Raw genomic sequence first — 1436 nt, forward strand, 5'->3', positions numbered from 1 at the left:
TGTACTGACCCCAAAAAGTTAGACAATTAATTTATCCGAAGGATTTAGTTCTGTATTGCACAGGGCTAAGTCCTTTTAGTTTTACCTTAATTCGTTTATTGTTGTAGTAATCAATATAGTCTACAATAGCTTGTTCCAATTGCTTAAGCGACTGAAATGACTTCTCATAACCGTAAAACATTTCCGATTTCAGAATGCCAAAGAAGGACTCCATCATACCATTGTCTGGGCTGTTACCTTTACGTGACATGGATGCTTGAATTCCCTTACTCTCTAGAAACCGATGATAAGAATCGTGTTGATATTGCCAGCCTTGGTCACTATGGAGAATCGTATTCTCGTAGTGCTTCTCTGTGAAGGCCTGTTCCAACATTGTTTTTACTTGTTCTAAGTTGGGTGAAGTTGAAAGATTATAGGCGATAATTTCGCTATTAAAGCCATCTAAAACTGGTGATAAGTAAAGCTTTTGAGCGCTTGCTGGAATGGCAAATTCTGTCACGTCCGTATAACACTTTTCCATTGGTTTAGCTGCTTCAAATTGGCGTTGAATAAGGTTGTCTGCTTTCTTGCCAACATCTCCTTTATGAGAAGAATACTTGCGTTTCTTGCGGATTCTAGCTTGTAAATTGAGCACTTTCATCAAGCGTTGAACTCTTTTATGATTTACCAGATAACCACGATTTCTTAATTCTAAATGGATTCGACGATATCCGTAATTTCCTTTTTGTTCGGTAAAAATGGATTGAATTTCAGCTTTAAGCTTTTGATCCTTATCTGGTTTGTCTAGCTGTTTCAAGTGATAGTAGTAGGTCGAACGAGCGAGTTTAATGGTTTTTAGAAGAATATCTAACGAAAAATCAGTGATTAATTCTTGAACAATTTCTGTCTTTCTTCTTTCTCTTTTTCCTCCTTCAAGCGGAGTTCTCTCAACTTTTTTAGGACAGTATTCTCCGCTCTCAGATACTCGTTTTCTGCTTGAAGTCGTTCTAACTCTGTCATCTCTTCGGGTTTCTTCTTTGGTTTACGTCCCATTTTAGATGGTCTCCCTTTTGTTTTCTCAACAATAGTATACCCGTTTTTCCTGTATTGTGCTAGCCAATTAAGAAGTATCGTACGACTTGGGAGGCCGTATTCAAGAGAAACTCTATCTTTAGTCCAGCCTTCATGTAAGACTTTATGAATCATTTCTTGTTTTAAATCAGGAGAATAGTAACGATTTTTTCCTTTTTTGACGAACTCCATTCCGTAACGATCAATCAATTTAATCATGTACCTAATATTAGAATTGTTTATCCCAAATTTATTTGAAAGCTTCTCTAAGCTATATCCTTGTTTTCTAAGTTCATAGATCTGAATTTTATCATCATAAGTTAATTTCATAATAAAAACACCCCAAAAGTTAGATTTTTCTGTCTAACTTTTGGGGTGCAGTTCAT

At 36.0% G+C, this 1436-nt stretch carries 1 protein-coding gene; it reads right to left on the bottom strand.

The features are described from left to right. Positions 1-31: 31 nt before the first annotated feature. A protein-coding gene (locus N8M09_RS10815) for an IS3 family transposase (protein WP_261065188.1) occupies positions 32-1380 on the bottom strand; the annotation gives its coding sequence in 2 pieces (ribosomal slippage) (positions 32-939 and positions 939-1380; 1350 coding nt in all). Positions 1381-1436 lie beyond the last annotated feature (56 nt).

The sequence above is a fragment of the Streptococcus mitis genome (assembly GCF_946190375.1).
Lineage (GTDB): Bacteria > Bacillota > Bacilli > Lactobacillales > Streptococcaceae > Streptococcus > Streptococcus mitis_CJ.